The sequence below is a fragment of the Priestia abyssalis genome (assembly GCF_002019595.1).
In the GTDB taxonomy this organism is placed as follows: domain Bacteria; phylum Bacillota; class Bacilli; order Bacillales; family Bacillaceae_H; genus Bacillus_BA; species Bacillus_BA abyssalis.
In genome coordinates this window covers 3,786,703-3,804,622 of the sequence record NZ_KV917369.1, presented here as the reverse complement: position 1 = coordinate 3,804,622, position 17,920 = coordinate 3,786,703, and the positions used below count along the sequence as shown (strand labels likewise).

Below are 17,920 nucleotides of genomic sequence, written 5' to 3'. Positions count from 1 at the left end.
AAAGATGGAAAAATTACTGGTAAAATCAAATATTCTATCCGTATTAGAAGATAAAATACAGATTATCAAAACGGGCGAGGGTGCGGTTTATCTAGTCGGACCGATTAAATTACCAGTGAATTTATATGGGGAAACTGTTGAATTTAAGTGGTACAGCTGGTTGAAAGCTGATGAGATCGTAGAAGATTACGAGGAAGTGATTGATCGATTATCATCGGCTCACTTGGCCGATTACCAACAATCCAGTGTTCTTGTATACGGTGATTTTGAATATGGGGAGGATGCATTAATTCGAATGCATTCAATCTGTCATACGGGAGATATATTTGGAAGTAAGCGTTGTGACTGCGGCTATCAGCTTAGACAGTCGATGAAAATGATTGTCGAGCACGGTACCGGCGCATTATTTTATTTGGCAAACCATGAAGGTCGAGGCATCGGCTTATTCAGCAAGGCAATGGCTTATATCCTGCAAGAAAATGGTTATGATACAGTGGAAGCGAATGAAGCTCTCGGCTTTGTGGATGACTCGAGGAATTATGAGGAAGCCATTACTGTACTAAAAGCATTGCGTGCCAAGCCGGTCACACTCATTACGAATAACCCGAAAAAATTGGAGGCCCTAAGGATAGCAGGTTTGCCAGTCTCAGGAAGAACTCCATTATGGGGAGATGTTTCCGAGTACAACGAACACTACTTGCAGACAAAAGTGAAAAAGTCAGGTCACCTAGTCTAGCTGAAAGGACCCGTCATGAAAATCCAGTGAAATCAAGGATTTAGTGACGGGTCCTTTCAGTAAATAAATCATTTTTGCAGCTTATTTAGTTATTGTCAGATAGACCGATTGGGATACAAAGCGGGGTTTGATCGACAGGGTTTTCAACGATACAACAATCCAATCCAAATACGTCTCTGATCATTTCCTTTGTAAAGACCATTTCAGGCGGACCTTCCTTATAGATTCTTCCGTTGGCAATACTAATTAGATGGTCAGCGTATTTGGCCGCCTGGTTTAAATCATGTAAAACCATGACAATTGTGCGTCCATACATTACATTTAAATCACGTAATAGCTCCAATATTTCAATTTGATGTGCTAAATCCAAATATGTGGTCGGTTCATCCAGCAGCAAAAGATCCGTCTCCTGTGCTAAAGCCATGGAAATCCACGCTCTCTGTCTTTGCCCTCCAGATAATGCATCTAACGTACGATCAGCCAAATCCTCCATTTTTGTTGCACATAAGGCTCTGTTTACAATTGCATGATCTTCAGGAGACTGTCTTGAAAACAACCCCTTATGCGGATGTCTTCCGTAATAGCATAATTCCTTTACGGTTATATCTTCCGGAGCTTCCGGAGATTGAGGCAGGATAGCGAGCTTCTTTGCTACTTCTTTGGACGATTGACGATGAATAGCCTTTCCATCCAAATAAATGGTTCCTTTTTGAGGTATCAGTAATCTTGCTAGAGAGCGCAAAATGGTCGACTTACCACAACCATTAGAACCAATAATAATACTAATTTTGCCTTCTGGAATTTCTAAATCAATATTATCAATAATTTGAACAGATTCATATGAGAGAGAAAGTTGTTTTGCCGATAATGTTGTCATAGTCTCTGACCTTCCCTATTATTTTTTTCGTTCACGACGCAGTAAATATAAAAAATATGGGGCTCCTATCACAGCTGTGACGATTCCAGCCGGTATTTCAATCGGAGGAAATAGTCCTCTTCCCAGGGTGTCCGCAAGGAGTAGAAAGATAGAGCCAAAGACGGCTGAAACAGGAAGTAGAAATTTATACTTGGATCCGACTATTTTTCGGGCGATATGGGGAGCGATTAAACCAATAAATCCAATCGATCCGATGACAGCCACACATAATCCAATTAAGACAACGGAAATACCTAGCAGTACATATCTTACTTGCTTCGATTTTTCACCGAGGCTGATGGCTATATCGTCCCCGAGATTTAATATGTCGAGTTTGGAAGTTAATATAAATAATAAGGAACCAAAAAATAAACAGGGAAGCAGGATCCATACTTGATCCCATCCTCTTGCCCATAAGCTGCCTGTTAACCACATTAGCGTGCTGTTCACATCATCCGGAAATTTAATCATAAAGTATTCAATTCCAGCCTGACATATTGCGCCTAATGCAATCCCCACAAGAGCGAGTGTATTTGGTTGGGCTTCCTTCTTGCGGGCAAATATCATTAATACTACTGCTATAATAGCTGCCCCGATAAAAGCGGAAATGGGCAATACAGCTACCGGAGATTTTGGAAATGAAACGATTATAATTACAGCTGCCAACCCAGCCCCTTTCGTAACCCCGATTACATCGGGAGAAGCCAAGGGATTTCTGAGAATTCCCTGTAAAACAGCTCCTGCCATTGCCAATCCAGCCCCGGCAACTAAAGCGATGAGAATGCGGGGTATCCGATATTGCTGAAGGATAAATACGTGATTTGGCGTTCCATTTCCTAATAAATCTTTTGCGATATCAAGCGGTGGAATGTAAATAGCGCCAATCCCAAGGCTCACAACCGACAGAATCAGCATTATTATAATAAGTAGAAAGAGAACAAGATAAGGGTGTGCTTTTGTTTTAAATAAAAATCTCTCTTTTACCATCATTGTTTAACCTTCCTCCCTTGTTTAGCCAGATACAGGAAGAAGGGTGCTCCTATCATAGCTGTGACAATTCCTACTGGTGACTCAAAGGGATATGCAATGAAGCGGGAAAGAATATCTGCATAAACTAAAAGCAAGGCTCCAAATAATGCAGAAAACGGAATGATTCTGCGATAATCTCCTCCTACTAGCTTTCGGACAATATGGGGAATAATCAATCCGACAAAGCCTACCGGTCCTGCAACGGCAACAGAGGATCCTGCCAAAATAATGACCAGTACTCCGGCAATCATTCGGATTCGATGGACTTTTTGTCCAAGTCCTTGCGCTATACTTTCTCCGAGAACAAGTATAGAAATAGATCGGGAGAATAGGATGGCAAGAATCAATCCTGCAAGAGACCAGGGAAGAATCAAGTTAACATGCGCCCAACCTTTCCCACCAATAGCTCCCACTAACCAGTAAAGTGCATCTTTGGCCTGTTCATTGAAGATAATCATGCCTTGAGTTAAAGAAGATAGGAAAAAGTGAACAGCCATCCCAGCCAATGCCAGCTTCACATGTGTCATTCCCCCCTCGGAAGCGAAAGAGTAAACAACTATTCCTCCTAATGCAGCTCCGATAAAAGCAAAATACACGAGAGAAGCAGAGGATAGGCTTGGAAAGAAGACAAAAGATGATACGACAATGAGTGATGCACCCGCATTCACACCAAACACTTGTGGAGAGGCTAAGGAATTCTTCGTAATAGCCTGCATTAAAGCACCGGCAACTGCCAAATTAGCCCCGACCAATACGCCAATGACAGCGCGAGGCAAGCGGAGAGTTCTGACAATGACTTGTTCTTTAGATTGATCCCATTGAAAAATAGACTTAAAAACAGTTGCTGTATTGATATCGGCCGTTCCTACAGAAATACTTAGGGCCACCCCTAAGATCAACAAAATCGTCCCGATAATAGCCGTGGCATAAACCTTCATTGTATATCTAACTACTGTTTCATTCACTATACAACACACTTTCTAACAAAATTTCAAAAGAAAAGTAAGAATGAGAGCATCCTTACTTTTCTATATATATTCCACTTAATAACTCCACACGCTTCATTCCATTGAAAGGTATTCACAATAGGTCATCCAGACAACTTGAATCGATCTATATTGAGCAGTCGCCTTCGCTTTTCTTATTGTCCAGCTGCGGCTCCTAATCTTTCGGTCGTTTCACTTCTGCCATGGAAACCAAAAAGCGGTTTCCTTGTCTGAAGCTCCAACGCCTCTCAAGATTGAGCAGTCGCCTTCGCTTTTCTTATTCGCCAAGTATTTTTAATGTATCTTTGGCCATGAGTTCTGCGGATACCACACCACGAAATCTTGTCCATAAATCGCGATCGACGCTATAAATCTGTCCATTTTTGACCGCCTTTAAATTGTTCCAAAGCGGGTTATTTTTCCACTCGTCCGTAAGCAGTTTACCGTCATTATTTGCTAAAAGAAGAACGTCCGGATCAATTTCTACAAGTTGTTCTAAGTTCATTTCAGCATAAGGTTCTTCTTGTTGAATCGCATTTTTTAATCCAAGGTGTTCGAGTAATTCCCCATCATACGAGGAGGAAGTGTGAGCCTGGAAGGAAGTATCGCGTACAACAGCAGGTAAAATCGTCATATTAGAATCAAGGTTAAAGGTTGCTTTAATCTCTTCGATCGTTTGTTCATGCTCAGCCAATCGTTTTGATGCATCGCTTTCTTTGCCTACTGCATCCGCAATTGTTTTAAATGCATCAAGATTTTCCTGGTATGTAGATTCTCGGCTCTTTAATACGATAGTAGGAGCAATTTGTTGTAAATCTTCATAAATCCCTTTATGGCGCTCCAAATCTGCAATGATTAAGTCTGGCTGTAAAGAACTAATAATCTCTAGATTAGGCTGCTCTCGTGTTCCCGCGGAAGTATACTCAATTTCTTTCCCTACAAGCTTTTTGATCATCTCTTTTTTGTTGTCATCGGCAATTCCGATAGGTTGCATTCCTACTGCATTTAAAGAATCGACAAAAGATAATTCAAGAGTCACAATTTTTTGAGGGGTAGCTGGGATTTCTGTTTCTCCCATTTCATGCTTAATGATTCTTGCTTCCTGGTTTTTTGTTTCAGCGGAAGTCTCTGTTTTTTCAGACTCTGCCGTTTTTTGCGAGGCATTGCATCCCGTTAGCAGCATCACGATCGTTAATAGCGTCACTAACACTGCTCCGCTGATGCTTCTTCTCTTAGTAAGTTCCATCATGTTTTCTTACATCCTTTCTAGCTTTAAATCCATGTGGTTTTTTCATGATAATGATTATCATTTTTATCGAACGAAAGGTCAATATTAAAAACTTTTTGTAACTAAAGAAAATAAAATTTATATAGATCGATTTAGAAAATTCGTATGACCAAAGAGCGGCCATGCCAGGTTTTCTAAACCGTTGAGGGTAGATTCAAGGTGCCTGAATCATCGATGATGACTTTCTATGGTAAAATGAACATGTCGAATGATCTGGGAGTTTCCTTTTGATAGGAGAGTGACATATTGAATATACATGCAGAAAATTTCGGTCATTTATCCGAATATGACAATATTTTGGTAGTGGATAAGAATGGAATCATTATCTTTTATGATTTGGCAGACTTAAATGTTTTGAAAGAACTTGGTCAAAGACCTGAAGAGTTTATGGGAAAGCACATCACCAAATTTTATAAAAACTTGACCGATGAAAACAGTACATTGATAAATGTTTTAAAAAGCGGGACGGCTTTATGCAATGTACAGCAGGAGCTGGTCACCAAAACAGGGAACGTCATGGTATCCAAAAATTCTTCATACCCGATTATAGAAAATGGCAAAGTAATCGGGGCCATCGAATTTTCCAAACATTACTTCACGAAAGAAAATATTCAATCACTTGATAAGTACGCGGGCCATCAACTTTATCGAAAGAACAATACGATCTATACGATTGACAATATCATCACTGGGAATTCCAAAATGAAAGCGATTAAACATAAAATCGAAAAGGTTTCCAAGACAAACTCTACCGTCTTAATCTTTGGAAAAACGGGCACAGGAAAAGAAGTTGTCGCGCAGGCTATTCATAATTTGAGTGATCGGTACGATAAACCGTTTATTTCATTGAATTGTGGCGCGATTCCTGCAAGCTTGTTGGAAAGTACGTTGTTTGGAACGATGAAAGGAAGTTTTACAGGCTCGGAAGATATGCCGGGCCTATTCGAACAAGCAGACGGCGGTACCTTATTTTTAGATGAAATCAATTCTTTGGATATCAGTCTGCAAGTAAAACTTCTGAAAGCCATTGAGGAAAAAACGATTCGAAGAATAGGCGGGAAGAAAAACATTAGTTTAAATATAAGGGTGATTTCAGCGACCAATGAAGACCCGGACATCCTGCTTGCAGAGAAAAGGTTAAGGGAGGATCTGTTTTATCGATTGGGCGTTGTACAGATGGATTTACCAAGCTTAACGGAGAGAAAGGAAGATATCGAGGTACTCCTTGAATACTATATCAATTTTTATAACAACAATATGAATATAACCATTGAAGGAGTCCATGAGGAGGTCCTTGCATGCTTTCAAAGGTATGATTGGCCGGGAAATATAAGAGAGCTCAAGAACGCAGTTGAAACCGCCTATAACCATGCTGATACGAGTCAAATCACCATGGATGATATTCCAGCAAGAATCCGTAAATATAGCGGCACTTCCACCACTCAGCTGAAGGAGATGAACATAACGTCCTTAAAAGAGGCTGTAGATGGATATGAAAAAGACATTATCGTCAGTAAATTCAAAGCGACGAACGGAAAAATAGCGGAAACGGCAAGGCAGCTGGGGATTTCAAAGCAGTTATTAAAATATAAAATGGACAAGTACAAACTAAGGTAAAAATTTTTTTACGAAAGAGGGGGAAAAATTTCCCCCTCTTTTATTATGTTTGATGGCAGATTCAGCCTATTTTACATGTAAAAAAGATAATGATGAAATAAATAATAGAGAAAATAAACGCCATAGAAGCGTGGAATTTCAAGCCTTTATTGAACATAAGGCCGTGTAATAGGAGCATAAATAGAGGGAAAGATTAAAAAAGTTGGCACATAAATTGCATAAAAGTAGGGAAAGAGTTACTTCTTTAAATTGATATAGGTGGTGTGCAAATGATGGTTAGTAAATGTTGGAGAAAAATGGAAGGGGTTTCATAAGAAGAATTTTAGAGAAAAGGTGTGAAGAATGAGTATGAACAAAAGTTTACGTGACAGCCTTATGTTGGGTTTTGCTCTATTTGCCATCTTTTTTGGCGCTGGTAACTTAATTTTTCCTCCGTCTATCGGACATATTTCAGGGACGAATTGGATTTCAGCACTAATTGGATTTTCAATCACAGGAATTGTACTGCCGTTGTTGGCGGTTATCGCCATATTAAATGCAGGCGGGAAATTTGAAGAGCTGACAAGACCGATTAGCCCTTGGTTTTATAAAGTCTTTAACCTTTTGCTTATGGTTGGAGTTGGGATGTTTGTTACGATTCCAAGAATGGCAGCAACCACGCATGAGCTGGGTGTTGGTGCTCTATTCCCTCAAGTCCCTTCAATCGTTACGATTGTCATCTTTTTTGGGATAAGCTTTTATTTTGCAATGGATAAATCGAACGTCATTGATAAAATTGGAAAAATACTTACACCGTTTTTAGTTGTCATTCTTTTATTTATCGTTGGAAAAGGAATTTTTGATCCGATTGGAACACCAGTAGCAACAGATCTTGCAACTCCATTTTCAAATGCGTTTATTAACGCCTATCAGACAGGTGACGTGATCACTGGGATCTTCTGTGCTCCTATTTTTATAGCAGCGATCATAAGCCATGGCTATAAAGGTGCGGCTATGAAAAAAGTGGCCGTCTCCGGAACATTAATAGCAGGTCTTGGCTTATTAATCGTATACGGCGGTTTGCTGTATCTTGGGGCAGCGGGCAGCGGGATGTTTCCTAAGGATATTGAGAGCACAGCACTTGTTATTGAAATCATTGAACGTCTATTAGGCAGCTCTGGTTCCGTTTTATTAGCCGTTGTGATTGCATTAGCTTGTTTAACTTCTGCGATCGGGGTCATCGCGGTTATCGCCGATTTTCTGAATGGCCTTACAAAAGAAAAATTAAGTTATCGCGCTTGGGTACTAATTATTTGTTTAGCAGGAGCAGCCATGGGTTCATTAGGGGTCGATAAAATTGTCAACTATACGATACCGATATTTTTAGCGCTATATCCGGTAGCAATCGTATTAGTGTTGATAGGGTTATTCCGCAAATTTATTCCGAACCCGGGAGCTTACAGAGGTGCCATCCTATTAACATTTATTATCAGTTTATTTGAAACATTGGGAACCATCGGTTTGGAAATTCCTGTTATAAACAATCTGATTTCGATGCTTCCATTCAGTTCAAATGGGTTTTCATGGCTGGTGCCGGCCATCATCGGTTTTATAGCAGGAGCACTTATGTATAAAACCGTTTCCGGGAAACAAGATCAAGCCCCAACATTAAATCCTATTGAAAATGATTGATGGTTAGAAAGTGCATCAAAAAAAGGATGAAGGAGAGAGAGAGATGAGTAAAACAGAAAGAAAAATTTTCTTTAATGGACGAATTTTTACATCCAATCCAAAACAGCCGTATGCTAGCGCCATGGTGGTAAGTGATGGACGGATAGAGTGGGTTGGGGAACAAGCCCACATCGAAGGCATGGCTGGTGAAAGCGTGGATCTTCAAGGCCGCCGGGTGCTTCCAGGAATCATCGATGCTCACTTGCACCCGCTGTATTTGGCTAAGGCAGCGAAGCAAATCGCTTGTACACCGCCGCTTGTTCAGTCCATTGAAGAAATGATAATAGAACTTCAAAAGCAATATGAGTCCCAAACTTCTAATGAGTGGATAGAAGGCTGGGGATATGATGAAGGAAAATTAACGGAAGGAAGAGCACCTACAAGATGGGATTTAGATCAGGCTTCTGCAAACGCTCCAATCGTTGTTACGCGCACATGCGGTCATATTGTGTCTGTGAACAGCAAGGCATTGGAAATGGCCGGTATAACGAAAGATACACCGAATCCAAAAGGAGGTCAGATAGACAAGGATGAAAATGGCGAACCAACGGGTATTTTGCGTGAAAGTGCGAGACATTTAGTGTTAGATGTGATGCCGAGTCCAACGCTTGAAGAAAATTCTGCCGTTCTTGCTGAACTAAGCCCGAATCTGTTTGCCCATGGCATTACGGCGATTACAGATCTTATGGCATTAAGTAAACCAATTGACTATTTAGATATGTATAATGAGGCGCGAGGAAAAGGACTGAAGCAGCGCACTGTTTTGTATTATATGTGGGAAGACTTGCAAAAGCAAAATCGATTAGATGAGCATACAACAAATCGGGAAAATCCGATTCATATCGGGGGTATTAAGCTTTTCTCCGATGGCAGCGTGTCAGGAAGAACGGCATGGGTGAGCCCGCCATTTTTAGGGGATGATGAAAACTGCGGCATCGCCACAACCTCGAAGGAAGAGCTGCTAGCGGCAGCTGAAGCAGCGGAGCAAAGCGGCGTTCAATTAGTTGTGCATGCTATGGGTGAACAAGCGATTGATTTAATCGTCAATACGTTTTACGGAAGAAAGGGCTGGCTCTCTGATGGACCATCCATCCGAATCGAGCATGCTGCGATGCCGACAACACAAGCACTCAAGCGTGCTGCTGAAACAGGAATTGCCTTCGTGCCGCAGCCGATCTTTTTATACGCGGAAATCGAGAGTTACCTTAACAACTTAGGTGTCAATCGAACAAAGACAACGTATCCGGTTAAATCAATGCTTGATGCAGGAATCAAGGTGGCGTTTTCTTCTGATGCCCCTGCAACAGCATGGGCCGATCCAGTTGACCCGTTCGTTAGTATAAAGGCGGCTGTTACACGCAGGGCGTATGATGGAACCGATACAGGCCAAGAACAGCGGGTAGATGTGCCTACTGTCATTACCCTTTATACTCGGGCGGCGCAGGAAATCACACGAATTCCTCTTGTTGGCCAACTTGCACCAGAGTACCATGCCGACTTTATTGTATTAAATCAAGACATTCTTGAGATAAGCCCCGAGAATATTGATGAAGTGTATGTAGAAGAAACCTATATGGGAGGCGAACTGGTCTATCAAAGGGACGTGTTAATAAAAAATTAAAAGAAGAAGGAGGTACACCTTTAACCATATAAAATGTGCCGTTTATTTTGATAAATGACAGAAGACTACTGATTTCACTGAAACTATTAATCTATGCTGCGGCAACGTCTGCGTGATCCGCATCGTACGGGTCTAACTAACCATCGGTGGGGGATGAAGAAAAACCCCGACCGATGGAAGTTTCCTTTATTTTCAAAAGCTAAGTATTCATATTTTAGGAGGTATGAATTATGTCTACCATAACGTTCAATTCTGCAATTGAGAGCATTAAGAAAGAAGTGATTGAGTGGAGACGTCATCTCCATCAAAACCCTGAATTATCTTTCCATGAAGAAAAGACCTCACAGTTTGTCTACGATACACTTTTATCATTTGGAAATCTCGAAGTCACACGTCCTACAAAATATAGTGTAATGGCTCGCCTTGTCGGGGCACAGCCGGGTAAAACGTTGGGAATCCGCGCGGATATGGATGCGCTGCCTATTCAGGAAGAGAATACGTTCGAGTTCGTATCGAAAACTCCAGGCGTTATGCATGCATGCGGACATGACGGTCATACGGCTGTTCTGCTCGGAACGGCAAAAGTTCTTTCTGGCATGAAGGAGCAAATTAAAGGGGAAGTACGTTTCTTTTTTCAGCACGCAGAAGAGTATTTTCCAGGGGGAGCACAAGAAATGGTGGATGCCGGTGTTATGGAAGGGGTTGACTATGTTATCGGAGCCCATCTGATGTCAGATCTTGAAATCGGGAAAGTTGGAGTTACTTATGGCCCAATGATGGCAGCGCCTGATGGCTTCTTTATCACGATTAAAGGAAAAGGCGGTCACGGTTCCGCGCCTCATCAAACGATTGACAGCATCGCAATTGGCGCCCAGGTCGTCACGAACCTTCAGCATATTGTTGCCCGCAATACAGATCCTCTTGATAACTTAGTTGTTTCGATCGGAAAGTTTGTGGCAGGAGAAGCAGCGAATGTCATTGCCGACTCTGTCGAAATAAATGGGACAGTTCGCCATTTTGACTTAAAATTCCGTGAATCCGTGCCAATCCTTATGGAAAGAATCGTGAAAGGAATTACGGAAGCGCATGGCGCATCATATGAGTTTAACTATTTAACTGGATACCGTCCAGTCATTAACGATGATGAAGTGACGAAAGTGATTGAAGAAACGGTCCGCGAAGTGTATGGAGATGAAACGTTAGTCTACGAGAAGCCAAAAATGGGGGCCGAGGATTTCTCAGCATTTCAACAAAAGGCTCCAAGTACTTATTTTATTATCGGGGCCAGGAACGAAGAGAAGGGGATTATCTATCCGCACCATCATCCCCGCTTTGACATTGATGAGGATGCGATGGAATATGGAGTGAATATTTTTGTAAATGCGGCATTTAAATTCCTGGTATAAGAGCTCTATTGGACAGAATGAAAACAGAGGCAGAGATTTCCCTTAAATAAATATCTGATTAAAATTCTGATTATTTAAAATAAACATGCTTTTTATATTAAATGAAGAAAAGGGTGAAGGGAATATGGGGATGAAAGTGAATTCGGCTGCGGCTCAGGCTCCGGAGTATAGTGTTAAGAAAAAGAGGCAATGGAAAATGCCTCATGTGTATGTTGTTTTATTCATCATGATGATACTGGGGGTTATTTTAACCTATATCGTGCCAAGCGGATCTTATCAAAGAGAGGCAACACCAAGCGGTGCCCAAATTGTGGTTCCAGGTACATTTGAATTTACGACAGATGTTAAGATAAGCTTTTTTGATTTTTTCGCTGCGATACCTAATGGACTTGTCCAAGCTGGACCTATCATTTTTGGGGGACTTATGATGGGGGGACTTGTCGCTGTATTGGAGCAGACTGGCTTGCTTCCAATCGGCATGCGAAAAATTACTGTGCCGTTAAAGTCAAAAACGATTTTGCTTATTCCAATATTGATGATCCCAATCGCCATCTTTACCAATATTACCGGCGCGTTGGAAATGGCTTTAATTTATATCCCGATTATTGTCCCTTTGACAGTAAGAATGGGCTTCGATCGTTTTACGGGGGTAGCGCTCGTTCTTATTAGCAGTACGGCAGGATTCTCTACTGCCATCACAGCGCCGGCTACTGTCGGACTTGCCCAGCAGATTACCGAATTGCCTTTATATTCGGGTGCTCTGTATAGAGCTATTATTTTTGTGGTCCTTACTTCAATTGGAATTTTGTTCGTGTGGCGGTATGCAAGAAAAGTACAACAAAACCCTGAATACAGTTATGTGTACGGAGATGGAATCGATCAGCAATTTTTGAGTAATGAAGCAGACAATAAGTTTGTAAAAGCAACGGTGCGTCAAAAATGGGCATTTGTCGTTTTAGGGCTTGGCTTTGTTGTGATGTTATATGGCTTATTGGTATGGAAATGGTATTTTATTGAACTAGGCGGATGGTATGCGTTTTTAGGAATTGCGGTTGGCTTGATTTGCGGGATGACTCCAAGTAAAGTGGCCGAAGTGTTTCATGAAGGATTTAAATCAATGCTGCTTGGTGCACTTTTAATCGGAATTGCAAGGTCCATTTCGATTATTCTTGAAAGCGGCCAAATTTTGGATACAATTGTTTATGGGATTACCGAAGTGGTAGGAGCAATGCCCAGTCAATTGACGGCTGTCGTGATGTTGATCTTTCAAGGATTATTTAATTTCTTAGTCGGTTCGGGAAGCGGACAGGCGATGATTACAATGCCGGTTATGAGCGGATTGGCGGATATACTTGGAGTTACTCGCCAAACAGCTGTTTTAGCCTTCCAATTTGGCGATGGATTTACCAATATGATCTATCCGACAGGAGCGATTTTGGCATTTTTATCCATTGCCCATATCCCTTATGGCAAATGGCTTCGTTTTTTCATCCCGCTATTCACTACCTGGTTAATACTTTGTGCTATCTTTATAGTCATTGCCCAATTTATGAATTGGGGAGCCGGGCTGCAATAAGCTATACAGCTCGATTTAGAAAATCCGGCATGAACGATTGTGAATGTCCCTCAATCGAATGAAGGTGTGTCAAGTTATTAAAAGGAACAGGGTTATCGTAAATAGGAGGGGCTTTCATGACAAAGACAATTTACACGAACGGAAGGATTCATACGCTGGATGCAAACGATCCATTGGTTGAAACGGTAGTAGTCGAGAACGGAAGAATTATCGATATTGGATTGCATGATGACATGATGCTGCAATGGAGCAGAGCAGGGACGAAGATCATTGATTTGCAAGGGAAAATGGTGACTCCTGGCCTGATTGACAGTCATCTTCATCTTTCAGGTGTTGCTTTCCATTTTTTAGACCTCGATTTGACGGGTGTAAAATCAAAAAAAGAAATGCTTGATAAGATTAGACAAAAAGCGAATACGCTATCCCCCGGAAAGTGGCTCGTCGGGATGGGCTGGGACGAAAATCTCTTTGATGACGGTACGATTCCGACGATTGATGAGTTAGACCATGTTGCACCTCATTGCCCGGTGTTTCTAAAAAGAATTTGTCACCACGCCTTTTTAGTAAACAGCAAGGCTCTCGAATGGTGCAACTATCATTCTTCCATCGAAGTTCCGATGGGAGGGACGGTCGTTCTTGATCTGAATACGAAAAAACCGACGGGATTGCTTCTTGAATCGGCTTCCCGACTCATTACGAAGCATATACCGGAGAAAACGTATGATGAACTGAAACATGGACTGGAACAGGCCATGAAGTTTGCCGTGAAACGGGGATTAACAAGTATCCATACGAATGATCCCAGCTATTTAGGCGGTCTTGATCAAACGTACAAAATGTATGATGAACTAATCAATCATGAACAAAAGGGGCTGCGATGCAATCTGTTAATTGATTATCCGTATCTCGAACAATTGAAGGAAAGAGGGATGTATGCAGGATACGGAAATGAAAAATTGCAAATCGGGGCAATCAAAATTTTCGCCGATGGAGCCTTCGGCAGAAGAACTGCGTTGCTGTCAGAGTCCTACCATGATGCGCCGGGGCAGTTTGGAGAGGCGATGCATGATCAAGCTGCTCTTTTTCAGATGATGAAAGAGGCGAGAGACCATTTGATGCCAATTGCTGTACATACTATCGGTGATCAAGCGTTAGAAAATGTCCTCGACATACTCGATCAACTTCCGAAAGCAAACTATCGTGACCGATTAATCCATGTTTCGCTCGTCCGTGAAGAACTGGTGCGACGGTTAGCCGATCCGAGCCGGATTGCTGACATTCAGCCAAGGTTTATCGTTGGTGATTATCCATGGGTTAAAGAAAGACTTGGGGAGACAAGGGAACAGCATTTATATGCATGGAAGACGTTGCTTTCTTCCGGTGTGTTATGTGCCGGCGGCTCGGATGCACCGGTAGAGCCGGTTGACCCATTACTTGGTATCCATGCCGCTGTCACTCGGAGGGCTCCACGGCAGTCTCATGAAGGCTGGAACGAAAAAGAAAAATTATCGATGCTTGAGGCCCTTAAATTGTTTACGGTCGGCGGTGCCTATGCCACAAACGAAGAACATAAAAAAGGGACGCTATCAAGAGGCAAGCTGGCGGATATGACGGTGTATTCGAACGATCTTTTTTCAATGGAAGACCCGGATGAACTATTGCATACAAAAATTGAAATGACCATTATCGATGGTGAAGTGCAAGCGGTATAAGTACGTTAATTTTCATATGAATCCCACATCTTTAAAATAAAAAACACCCGCTTGATTCGCTCACTAATATGCTAATCAAGCGGGGTTTTTTTGTTCATTTTATGGTGTGCACTGCCGTATATCTTATTGGGACTTCTTTGTTTTCGCCAGACCTTGTTTGATGACTTCACCATATTCTGCAGCAAGATTGTCGATGATTCTTTGGACAGGCAGGATTTCTCTGACTTCGTGGACTCTTGCACCGGCAAAAACAAGACCATTTTCCACATCGCCAGCAACAGATTTCAGCAAAGAGTCAAGTGTACAAAAACGGTAGGAACAATTTTTAAGGCAATCCAGACATTTTTTTATTTTCAATTTGTCTGATCTGCTAATTATATCAGTAAAGTTATTGGCAATGGCCCTTCCTTGTAAGCCAACAGTCGTTTTGACAAGAAGGGTATCTTCTTTACCGACATCAATATATTTTTGCTTAAAAGCCAAAGGAGCATCACACTCCTTACTTGCTACAAATCTTGTTCCTATTTGCACCCCGAAGGCCCCATTTCAAGAGCTTTCGCAATATCTCCTCCCGTCATAATTCCGCCTGCGGCAATGACAGGAATCGAAACAGCTTCTACTACTTCCGGCAGAATATCAAATAAAGGCCTGTCTGTTCCAAGATGCCCGCCTGCTTCAAAGCCTTCAACTACAACAGCAGCAGCCCCGAGCCGCTAGGAAATTCTAGCCAGCTTTGCAGAGGAAACGATTGAAATAACCGGAATACCAGCCTGTCTTTCCCATCCATACATATCCCTTGAAATGCCTGCACCAGAAATAATAAAATCAACTTTTTCTTCAAGGGCTGCTTTCATTTTTTCAGCAAAATCATTCATGGCAAACAGCACATTTACACCAATAAAGCCTGATTCTTTCACAAGGCTTTTTGCCTTTCTGATATGACCGCGCATTTCATCAACGGAAATACCGGTACCGGAAATGATTCCAATACCTCCCTTATTTGCCACCGCGGAAGCGAGTCCGCTCAGTGAAATCCCAACGCCCATTCCTCCTTGCATAATCGGAACTTTCGACGCAATGTGACCTATTTTTAGTTGTGGAAAGTTCAATTCAATCCCTCGTTTCAAATAATGATAGTAATGGAACTTTCCTGCATTTTATCACTCCATTTTTAGATTGTATGTGATTTTTATCATCTGGTCATATAAGTGGGTTATTAAGTATTGTAAGAGATAAAAAATAGGGCGTCTGTCAAAATGAAGCTAAGTTCATAAATAAGTTATCTATGCCTATGCTGCAAACGAAGAACACAAAAAGGGAACGATATGAAGAGGAAAGCTGGAGGATATGACAGTCTATTCGAACGGTCTTTTTTCGATAGAAGGTAAGTAATCTATAATTCCACATTTTTTGATGTAAAATGGGAGAATTTTGGTATATTATAAGTATGTTTAAAATTGCAACAGAGGGTGATGGAATGAAAGTCATGGCAATTGCCCCTTATGATGGCTTGAAAGAGTTAATGATCAGCTTGGGGAAAAATGATGATTTTGAATTGCAAGTTGAAGTTGGAGATTTGCAAAATGGGGTTGTTCTCGCTAAAAATGCAGTAAATAATGGGGCGGACATTATCATTAGCCGGGGAGGGACTGCGGAGCTTATTCAAAAGGAAGTTCCCATTCCTGTCATTGAAATTGAAGTGTCTGGCTACGATATGCTGCGTGTCTTGACGCTTGTGAAGGATTATCCGGGGAAAACAGCGATTGTAGGCTTTGCTCCCATATCAGAAGGAGCTGCTACAATTTGTGAAATACTAGATATTGATATTTCTTCATTTAAAGTTGCCCAGGAAGAGGAAGTTGAACCGACTTTAGCGGATTTACAAAAAGAAGGCTACCAGATGATCATCGGGGATGTCATTACGGTGAAAAAAGCAGAAAAGCTAGGATTGAATGGTATTTTGCTGACTTCTGGAAAAGAGAGCGTTTTAAAGTCTTTTCAAAATGCTAAAAAGATGCACTATTTCTTCTCTGCTTTAAAAAATAAGTATTTAATTTCTCACAATATCCTCCAAGAAGAAAAAGAAGGAATTATTGTTTATAATCAAACGTTTCAATCGATCTTTTCAAACCCTTATTTCAACGAAAAAATAAACAAAACATTTGAAGATAACATTCATATAAAAGATGCTGTAAATGAGGTTTTACATAAAGGAATATTTAAGACGTTTTTTAACGAGGAAAATCTTTTTTGGAAGGTAACAGGCTCTCCGCTTCAAAAGGATGATTCACGATTAGTTGTGTTCCGTATTCAAACATGTAAATCGAATGAAACACACCATATGCAGGGAATTTCCATCGTTTCTTCTTCAACCGAAAATAGTTCATTGAATATCGTTAATGGCATGATGACAAAAAATGAAAAAATGAAGAGTGTATTAGAAACGGCCGAAGCCTATCGTGATAGAGAAGCACCTGTTTGGATTAGCGGCGAGGAAGGGACGGGAAAAGAAAAATTAGTCCATTTCATTCACTTTAGTGGTGTCAAACGTTCCTATCCACTTCTTGTCATGGACTGTGAAGCAATATCGGAAGCTCAATGGGCCGATTTATTACATGCGGAACAAAAGGAAAATCTACTGTCTTATAATGAAACAGGAACGGTTTTTTTCAAAAACATTGATTGTTTAAACATCTCTATTCAAAAGAAGTTGATGGATTATTTATCTAAATCTTCACTCAGATGTCGTTTTATCTCTTCTTCACGTGAAGACATTCAAGTCCTTATAAAAAAAGGGTTGTTTAATCAAGACTTATATTACTTATTGGCGCGATTAACGTTGCATCTTCCGTCATTGTTCGAGAGAAAAGAAGATATAGAAAGTTTAGCTCTCCTATTTATTAATGAGTTTAATACAAAATATGGAAAACAAATTGTGGGTATTCGAAATGATGCGAGAAAAGACCTGGAAAACTTCGAATGGACCGGGAACATTAATCAGTTAAAGCAGGTTATGGAGGAAAGCATTTTGTTGGCAGACGGCCCTTATCTTGAGAAGGATGATGTTAAAAAAGTATTAAAAATGAAACGTCCTCGTGCTGAAAAAGGAGACGTTGATTTAACGGGTACGTTAGAAGAAATCGAACAGCGAATCATAAGAAAAGTATGGGAAGAAGAAGGAATGAATCACACCAGGACGGCTGAACGACTAGGTATAAATCGTACCACTCTCTGGCGCAAATTAAAATAAGCGCCTTTTTTAATTTTTCTTTATGCTCAAATAATAGAGTTTAGATTAAATATACTATAATAATAGTAGACTA

12 protein-coding genes and 1 pseudogene are annotated in these 17,920 nt (G+C 41.0%); 8 read left to right on the top strand and 5 right to left on the bottom strand.

The window, feature by feature from the left end:
- The first annotated feature begins 4 nt into the window (after window positions 1–4).
- Entirely contained in the window at window positions 5–736 is a 732-nt protein-coding gene (locus BK575_RS18210; protein ID WP_078412377.1) for a GTP cyclohydrolase II, read from the top strand.
- Window positions 737–821: 85 nt separating this feature from the next.
- On the opposite strand, the gene BK575_RS18205 is transcribed toward BK575_RS18210, so the two are convergent.
- The 4 genes from BK575_RS18205 to BK575_RS18190 form a co-directional block, all read right to left on the bottom strand.
- Window positions 822–1,613 carry an ABC transporter ATP-binding protein gene (locus BK575_RS18205; RefSeq protein ID WP_078412375.1) on the bottom strand — a complete coding sequence of 264 codons (792 nt, stop codon included), beginning with the start codon at window positions 1,611–1,613 and terminating at the stop codon, window positions 822–824.
- A gap of 18 nt (window positions 1,614–1,631) precedes the next feature.
- Window positions 1,632–2,639: a FecCD family ABC transporter permease gene (locus tag BK575_RS18200; RefSeq protein WP_078414854.1), complete on the bottom strand. Its 1,008-nt coding sequence runs from the start codon at window positions 2,637–2,639 to the stop codon at window positions 1,632–1,634.
- Window positions 2,639–3,619 carry a FecCD family ABC transporter permease gene (locus tag BK575_RS18195; protein WP_078414853.1) on the bottom strand — a complete coding sequence of 327 codons (981 nt, stop codon included), beginning with the start codon at window positions 3,617–3,619 and terminating at the stop codon, window positions 2,639–2,641. Before BK575_RS18195 ends, BK575_RS18200 begins: the two co-directional genes overlap by 1 nt.
- Window positions 3,620–3,944: 325 nt before the next feature.
- A complete protein-coding gene (locus BK575_RS18190) occupies window positions 3,945–4,916 on the bottom strand; it encodes an ABC transporter substrate-binding protein (RefSeq protein WP_078412373.1) in 972 nt (323 codons plus the stop codon).
- Window positions 4,917–5,201: 285 nt separating this feature from the next.
- Between BK575_RS18190 and BK575_RS18185 the strand changes: the two genes are divergently transcribed.
- From BK575_RS18185 to BK575_RS18160, 6 genes are all read left to right on the top strand, one after another.
- Window positions 5,202–6,572: a sigma-54 interaction domain-containing protein gene (locus BK575_RS18185; RefSeq protein ID WP_078412371.1), complete on the top strand. Its 1,371-nt coding sequence runs from the start codon at window positions 5,202–5,204 to the stop codon at window positions 6,570–6,572.
- Window positions 6,573–6,914: 342 nt separating this feature from the next.
- A complete protein-coding gene (gene brnQ / locus BK575_RS18180; RefSeq protein ID WP_235867413.1) occupies window positions 6,915–8,243 on the top strand; it encodes a branched-chain amino acid transport system II carrier protein in 1,329 nt (442 codons plus the stop codon).
- A gap of 43 nt (window positions 8,244–8,286) precedes the next feature.
- Window positions 8,287–9,903, top strand: coding sequence for an amidohydrolase (locus tag BK575_RS18175; RefSeq protein ID WP_078412369.1), 1,617 nt, complete (start codon window positions 8,287–8,289; stop codon window positions 9,901–9,903).
- 230 nt (window positions 9,904–10,133) lie between these two features.
- Window positions 10,134–11,309, top strand: a complete 1,176-nt coding sequence (locus BK575_RS18170; protein WP_078412367.1) for a M20 family metallopeptidase — start codon at window positions 10,134–10,136, stop codon at window positions 11,307–11,309.
- A gap of 124 nt (window positions 11,310–11,433) precedes the next feature.
- Window positions 11,434–12,885, top strand: a complete 1,452-nt coding sequence (locus BK575_RS18165; protein WP_169907879.1) for a YfcC family protein — start codon at window positions 11,434–11,436, stop codon at window positions 12,883–12,885.
- A 116-nt stretch (window positions 12,886–13,001) separates the two neighbouring features.
- Window positions 13,002–14,597 (top strand): amidohydrolase, encoded by a 1,596-nt coding sequence (locus BK575_RS18160; RefSeq protein WP_078412363.1) that lies wholly within the window; start codon window positions 13,002–13,004, stop codon window positions 14,595–14,597.
- Window positions 14,598–14,720: 123 nt separating this feature from the next.
- On the opposite strand, the pseudogene BK575_RS18155 reads toward BK575_RS18160, so the two are convergent.
- Window positions 14,721–15,724: pseudogene (locus tag BK575_RS18155) on the bottom strand (NAD(P)H-dependent flavin oxidoreductase).
- Between the two features lie 350 nt (window positions 15,725–16,074).
- On the opposite strand from BK575_RS18155, the gene BK575_RS18150 reads away from it, so the two are divergent.
- Window positions 16,075–17,847, top strand: a complete 1,773-nt coding sequence (locus BK575_RS18150; protein WP_078414851.1) for a sigma-54-dependent Fis family transcriptional regulator — start codon at window positions 16,075–16,077, stop codon at window positions 17,845–17,847.
- Window positions 17,848–17,920 lie beyond the last annotated feature (73 nt).